Annotated in this window: 5 protein-coding genes and 2 pseudogenes; 4 read left to right on the top strand and 3 right to left on the bottom strand. The window is 74.1% G+C overall.

Features of this window, described 5'->3' with window-relative positions; genetic code table 11:
• The 4 genes and pseudogenes from FOE67_RS12580 to FOE67_RS12595 form a co-directional block, all read left to right on the top strand.
• Nucleotides 1–218 (top strand): annotated as a pseudogene (locus FOE67_RS12580) (NADH-quinone oxidoreductase subunit M); the annotation flags it as partial.
• Complete coding sequence (locus FOE67_RS12585) at nucleotides 215–1,879, top strand: NADH-quinone oxidoreductase subunit N (protein ID WP_182663620.1); 1,665 nt, start codon at nucleotides 215–217, stop codon at nucleotides 1,877–1,879. The pseudogene FOE67_RS12580 and the gene FOE67_RS12585, both read left to right, overlap by 4 nt.
• Nucleotides 1,880–2,143: 264 nt before the next feature.
• Nucleotides 2,144–2,986 (top strand): annotated as a pseudogene (htpX, locus tag FOE67_RS12590) (zinc metalloprotease HtpX); the annotation flags it as partial.
• A gap of 287 nt (nucleotides 2,987–3,273) precedes the next feature.
• Complete coding sequence (locus tag FOE67_RS12595) at nucleotides 3,274–3,672, top strand: YccF domain-containing protein (RefSeq protein WP_182663626.1); 399 nt, start codon at nucleotides 3,274–3,276, stop codon at nucleotides 3,670–3,672.
• Nucleotides 3,673–3,792: 120 nt separating this feature from the next.
• Here the strand turns inward: FOE67_RS12595 and FOE67_RS12600 are convergent, their stop codons facing one another.
• The 3 genes from FOE67_RS12600 to FOE67_RS12610 all read right to left on the bottom strand — a co-directional run bounded on the left by FOE67_RS12600 (nucleotide 3,793) and on the right by FOE67_RS12610 (nucleotide 6,397).
• A complete protein-coding gene (locus tag FOE67_RS12600) occupies nucleotides 3,793–4,761 on the bottom strand; it encodes a glycoside hydrolase family 16 protein (protein WP_228473822.1) in 969 nt (322 codons plus the stop codon).
• A 548-nt stretch (nucleotides 4,762–5,309) separates the two neighbouring features.
• Nucleotides 5,310–5,537: a hypothetical protein gene (locus FOE67_RS12605; protein ID WP_182663624.1), complete on the bottom strand. Its 228-nt coding sequence runs from the start codon at nucleotides 5,535–5,537 to the stop codon at nucleotides 5,310–5,312.
• Nucleotides 5,538–5,728: 191 nt separating this feature from the next.
• On the bottom strand, nucleotides 5,729–6,397 hold the full coding sequence (locus FOE67_RS12610; RefSeq protein ID WP_182663630.1) for a vWA domain-containing protein: 669 nt from the start codon (nucleotides 6,395–6,397) through the stop codon (nucleotides 5,729–5,731).
• Nucleotides 6,398–6,564 lie beyond the last annotated feature (167 nt).

The following is a 6,564-nucleotide window of genomic DNA, read 5'->3' on the forward strand; positions in this document are numbered from 1 at the left end:
CAGCGCCCGAACCCACCACCGCCGACCTCGCCGCCGCCGAGGCACCCGGCGCCGCACCGGCCGCCGACCCCGACCGCCTCCCGGACCCGGGCGTCGCCGAGTCGGCCGTGTACGCCCCCCTCGCGGCCCTCACCCTCCTCCTCGGCCTGTGGCCCGCGCTGCTGCTCGGCCTCACCGACCCGGCCGTGCAGGCCCTGCTGCCCGGAGTCGCCCGATGAACCTCATCCAGAGCATCGAGTGGGCGGTCATCGCGCCGGTCGTCGCCGTCGCCGCCGGCTGTCTGCTCGCGCTCCTCGCCGACCTGCTGCTGCCGCCGGCCTCCCCGGCGTTCCCGGCCGCCCGGCGCGGCGCCCTGCTCGGCGGCCTCGCCGTCGCCGCACCGGCCGCCGGCCTCGCCCTGCTGCTCCCGCTGCGCGACGGCGACCGGGCGACCTTCTGCCTCACCGTGGACCCGGCCCCCTGCTCCTACGTCGCCGACCGCTTCGCGCTCACCGTGCAGGCGCTCGTGCTGCTCGGAGCCCTGCTCGCCGCGCTGATCTCGCTGCCCGCCCTCGTGCGGCCCGACGACCGGCCCGGCGCCGTCCCCGCCGGCGAGTACGTCTTCCTGCTGCTGGCCTCCGCCGCCGGCGCCGCCCTGCTGCCGGCCGCCCGCGACCTGGCGACCCTGATCCTCGCCCTGGAGGTCGCCACCCTCCCGGTCTACGCGCTGGTCGCGCTGCGCCGCGCGGACCGGCTCGCCCCCGAGGCGGCCCTGAAGTTCCTCCTCTCCTCGGTCACCGCCACCGCCGTCACCCTGCTGGGCGTCGGCTTCCTGTACGCCGCCGCGGGCGGCCTGCACCTGACCGTCCTCGCCGACGCCCTGCCCGACGCGGACCCCGCCCTCTCCGGCCTGGTCACCGTCGGCGCCGTCCTCGCGCTGGTCGGCTTCGCCCTGAAGGTCGGCGCGGTGCCGTTCCACTTCTGGATCCCCGACACCTACGGCGGCGCGCCCCCCGCGATCGCCGGCTACCTCGCGGTGGTCGGCAAGACCGCCGGCCTCGCCGGGCTGGTGCTGCTGACCACCGTGGCCCTGCCCGGCGAGTACGCGGTGTGGGGCCCGGCGCTGGCGCTGCTCGCCGGGCTCACCATGACGGTCGGCAACGTCGCGGCCCTGCGGGTGGACCCCGCCGCCCCCGGCAGCGCCGTGCGGCTGCTCGCCTGGTCCTCCGTCGGCCAGGCCGGGTGGCTGCTGGTGCCGCTCGCGGCGGCCGGCCGGGAGATCGGCACCGGGGGCCCCGGGTCCGCGGGGGCCGTCTCGGCCGCGGTCGGCGCGACCCTGGCCTACGCCCTGATGTACGCCGTCGTCACCCTCGGTGCCTTCGCCGTGGTGCTGTCGGTGCGCGGCGGTCGGATCGCCGACCACCGCGGCATGGCCCTCCGGCGCCGACCGACCGCCCTGGCGATGGCCTTCTTCCTCATCTGCCTGGCCGGACTGCCGCCGGGCCTGATCGGGCTGTTCACCAAGGTCGCGGTGATCCGGGCGGCGGTCGACGCCGAACTGGCCGTCCTCGCGGTGGTCGCGGCGCTCAACGTGGTGATCGCCCTGGTCTACTACCTGCGCTGGATCGCGCTGCTCTTCCGGCCGGTCGGGGACGAGCCGGGGGCCGGGGTGCCGGCGCCGATCGCCGAGCCGGTGCCGGCGGGGGCCCTCCCGGCCGCCGGGGCGAACCCGGCGGCCGGGACGGCCGCCGCCGCCCGGCCGTCGGCCGCGCCCCCCGCGAGCGCCCCGGCCGTGCCGCTGCCGCTCTCCGTCGCCGTGGGCCTGGCCGCCGGCATCGCGCTGATCCTCTCCGGCTGGCCGCAGTTCCTCCTCCGCCTGGCCTCCGGCACCTTCCTCTGAGGAGGGCCGCCCCGGGGCGGCCCTCCGCCTGCCCGGTCGCCCGGCCGCCTGCTCGCCCGCCTGCCCGCCTGCCCGCCTGCCCGCCTGCCCGCCCGGCCGGCCGGCGGTCACGGGACGTGACGCGCGTCGCGCCCCGTGACCGGCCGGGAACCGCCGGTCGGGTTGTCGCGTTGTTCCCTTCGGGAAGCTCCGCCCATGGCGGACGAACCCCCATGACCCGGACCGAAGGAGTCCCCCGAACGGCACCATCCCGGAGGGAACACCGTGCACCGCCGGCACAACGGACTGAAGACGGCCGCCCTGCTCGGCGGCATGTCCGCGCTGATCCTGCTGATCGGCGCCTTCTTCGGCCGCACCGGGCTGATCATCGCTCTGGTGGTCGCCCTGGCCACCAACGGATACGCCTACTGGAACAGCGACAAACTCGCCCTGCGCTCCATGCGGGCCCGCCCGGTGAGCGAATTCGAGGCCCCCGAGCTCTACCGCATGGTGCGCGAACTGGCCGGCCGGGCCCGACAGCCCATGCCCCGGCTGTACATCTCCCCGACCGACGCCCCCAACGCCTTCGCCACCGGCCGCAACCCACGCAACGCCGCCGTCTGCTGCACCGACGGCATCCTGCGGCTGCTGAACGAGCGGGAGCTGCGCGGGGTGATCGGCCACGAGCTGAGTCACGTCTACAACCGCGACATCCTCATCTCCTCGGTGGCCGGCGCGATGGCCTCGGTGATCATGTTCCTGGTGCAGTTCGCCTGGCTGCTGCCGGGCCGCTCCGACCGCGGCCCCGGCATCGTGGGGATGCTGCTGATCGGCCTGCTCGGGCCGTTCGCCGCGACCCTCATCCGGCTGGCGGTCAGCCGCTCGCGGGAGTACGAGGCCGACGCCTCGGGAGCCGAGCTGACCGGTGACCCGGAGGCCCTGGCGAGCGCCCTGCGCAAACTGGAGGCCGGCACGCAGGCGCTGCCGCTGCCGCCCGAGCCGAAGCTGGAGGCGGCGAGCCACATGATGATCGCCAACCCCTTCCGGCGCGGCGACGGCATGTCCAAGCTCTTCGCCACCCACCCGCCGATGGCCGAGCGGATCGCCCGCCTGGAGCGGATGGCGGGCGGTTGGGGCGGCCCCACCGGCCGGGGCGGCGACCCCGGCGGCTGGAACACCCCGCCCGGCCCCGACGGCCACCGGGGGTTCTGAGACGCCCCCGGCACGGTGCTCCGGCCCGGTCCTCCGTCCCCGGTGTGACGATCCCCCTGCGGGGGACCCCGAGCCGACCCGGATTCCCCGCCCGGCGGTGACTGACCGACCGCCGCGCGGGGAACGTGCCGACGAACGGGGCAGGTGCCCGAGGTCGGCCCGCCCGCAGCTCACCCACCCCCTCGGAAGGGAACCCCACCGTGATCAGGCTCGTGCTCAACATTCTCTGGTTGATCTTCTCGGGGGTGTGGATGGCGCTCGGCTACCTGGTCGCCGGCGTGATCTGCTGCATCCTGATCATCACCATCCCCTGGGGAATCGCCTGCTTCCGCATCGCCGTCTACTCGCTGTGGCCCTTCGGGTACACCGCCCGGCAGCGATCCGACGCCGGACTGGCCTCCGGCGTCGGCAACGTCATCTGGCTGATCGTGGCCGGCATCTGGATCACCATCGGCCACGTGGTGGCGGCGGTCGGCTTCTTCGTGACGATCATCGGCATCCCGTTCGGGATCGCACACCTGAAGATGATCCCGATCTCGCTGATGCCGCTGGGGCGGGAGATCGTGCCCACCGACGGCGTGCTCGCGGTCGGCGCCCGCTGAAGGCCGCGGAGCGGCACCGGGCCCCGCACCGACCGCGCACCGATCGGGGATCGGAACCACCGGGTGTGACCGGTCGGGGCGCGGGGCGAGGCGCCCCGACCGGTCGGATCCCCGGGCGGATCAGTCGAGCGCGGCGGCGGAGGCCTCGTCCACGCTCACGCGCACGTGGTCGACCACCAGTTCGGCCGGGAAGACCGTGGTCTCGTCCGGCGAGCCGGGCCAGTTCCCGCCCACCGCGAGGTTGAGGATCAGGAAGAACGGCTTGTTGAACACCCACTCGTTGCCGTCCAGGTCGGCCGGGGTGAGGGTCTGGTAGGGCACGTCGTCCACCAGCCAGGTGATGGAGTCCGGGGCCCAGTCCACGGCGAAGGTGCGGAAGTCGTCGGCGATCGGCTCCCCGCCGGGCAGGCGGTACGAGCCGCCGATGCCGCTGTCCCCGGAGTAGCCGGGGCCGTGGACGTAACCGAACACGTGGTGCGGGTCGTAGCCGACGTACTCCATGATGTCGATCTCGCCACTGGCCGGCCAATCCACCTCGTGGAAGTCGTCGCCGAGCATCCAGAAGGCGGGCCACATGCCCTGGCCGGCGGGAACCTTGATCCGCGCCTCCACCCGACCGTACTCGGCGGCGAACTTCCCCGAGGTGTTGATCCGGGCCGAGGTGTACTCGCACTCCCCGTACCAGCAGGGGTACGACTCGCCGGGGGCGGTCTCGCGGGCGGTGATCACCAGATTGCCCTCACCGTCCAGGGCGGCGTTGGCGTTGCCCGGCGTGTAGTACTGCAACTCGTTGTTGTGGACGTTGTCGCCAACCTCCGTGTTCCACCTCGACTCGTCCGGGGCGGCGCCCGCCGGGCCGTCGAAGGTGTCCTCGAAGACCACGGTGTTCGCCCGGACCCCGGCTTCCTCCGTCGCGTCGGCGGCGCCGGTTTCCGTGACGTCCGTGCCACCGGCCGCGCCGGGCGACGCGCCGGCGTCGCCGGGGGAGCCGAAGGCGGACGTGGCGGTCAGGGTGAGGCCGGCCGCCAGCGCGACGGCGGTGCCGCCCATGACCAGGCGACGGCGGGGGGACCGAAGGGAATGCCTCATGCGTGCGTCCGTTTCGTTTTCCGCGTGTGGGGGCTTTCATCCCAACCGCCCCCCGACACCCCCCGCAAGTCGAAACGGATCGCTTTACGCCCGGTGATCCGGGGCGTTTGATTTCCCCGGCGCACCGAATTCGCAGGCAGGCGGGGTGGAGGGGTCGGAACATCCGCCCGGCGCGGGGGTCGGTTCCGGAACGGTTCCGGAACCATCCGAGCCCTCACCGGCCTCCGGACCCGCCCCGAGGGGCCCCGGGGCGGGGCCACGTGCAAAAACACCGGCCCTTCCCCCTCCCGCCGGTAAAGGCGCCCCGGGGGAACCGGACGCGCCGGGCCTCCGGGCCCGGGAAATTCCCCGGACGCTCCGACTCACCGAGGAAAACGCGGAATGCCCCCGCCCGTTTCTCCCTCGTCATTTCACGGAATGTCCGGCGGGTCGACGCACTCACCGCTCCACCGGCACACCGGTCACCCGGAATTCACCGGTGGAAACCCCACCCTCGTCGCTCCCGGTCCGATGCCCTCCCGGCGGACGGGGCGTCGGCCGCCGCCCGCTCAGGCCACGGCGGGCAGGTCCCGGTCCTCGACGCTGATGTACCAGCCGTCGCAGTTCAGCAGGCGGTCGATGTCCTGCACCGCGTGCCAGACGGCCAGCTCCTCGGAGGTGAGGCTGTAGGTGAAGGCGCGGGTGCGCAACTCCTCGTAGCCCATCCGGATGTCGGCGAGCAGCCGCCGGCGGCGCTCCATCAGCGCCCGGGGCGTCGTGCGGATCATCGTCGACATGGCGGGCCTCCCACTTCCTCGCGGCCCCGGGGTCCCCGGTGCCCTCGGCCTTCCCGATACCTCCATTTCAGCACCCGGCACTGACAATTCCGGCGGATCGGACGGGGGTGCGGGCCGGACGCGCGACGCGCCCGGGACCGCCGGCGGGGGCCGGTCGTCCCGGGCGCGTCGGGGCCCGATGGGGGTGGGAATCAGCGGATGACGCCGGCCTCACGGGCGGCGGTCAGCCACTGCGGGAACTCCGCCGTCAACTGCTTGTAGAGCCGGTTGTCGGTCATGGCCATGGGGTCGTCACCGGCGTGGAAGAAGCCGGCGTTGTCCACCACCCGCGCCTTGGGCACCGCCAGGGTGTCCAGCTTGCGCAGGAAGTCGAACTGGTTGCTGTCCGCGCTGCCGCCGAAGCCCACGAACTGCCAGAACAGCGGCAGCTTCGCCGCCGTGCACAGCGCCTGCTTGGCGGCGGTGCGGGAGGTCGGGGCACCGTCGGTCTGGAAGATCACGAACGCCGGGTCGGTCGCGCCGGACTCGGTGTAGTGGTCGACCACCGCCTGCATGGCCAGGTGGTAGTTGGTGCGGCCCATGTGCCCGTAGGAGTCGTGCAACTCCTGGATACGGCCCTTGTGGTTGTCCAGGGAGAGCTCCGCGACCCCGTCCACCTCGGTGGAGAAGAAGACCACCGGCACCACGCCGTCGTCGTCGAGGTTGGCGGACAGCGCCAGCGCCTGCTCGGCGAGGTGCTGCACGGTGCCGTCCTTGTAGTACTGGCGCATCGAACCCGACCGGTCCAGCACCAGGTAGACGGCGGCCCGCTGCCCGGCGAGTCCCGCCTTCTCCAGCGAGACCCCGGCCGACTTGTACATCTTGGCCAGGCCGGCGCCGCCCGCGGCCCTCACCTTCTCCAGGGAGATGGCCGGGCCGGGCTCGGCGGTCGCGGCACCGGCCGGTGCCGGGTCGCCGGCCGGAGCCGGGGCGGGTTCCGCCGCGGGCCCGGGCTCCGCGACGGGGGTGGAGCCGGCCGGCTCCGGGG

The organism is Streptomyces calidiresistens (assembly GCF_014141525.1).
GTDB lineage: Bacteria > Actinomycetota > Actinomycetes > Streptomycetales > Streptomycetaceae > Streptomyces > Streptomyces calidiresistens.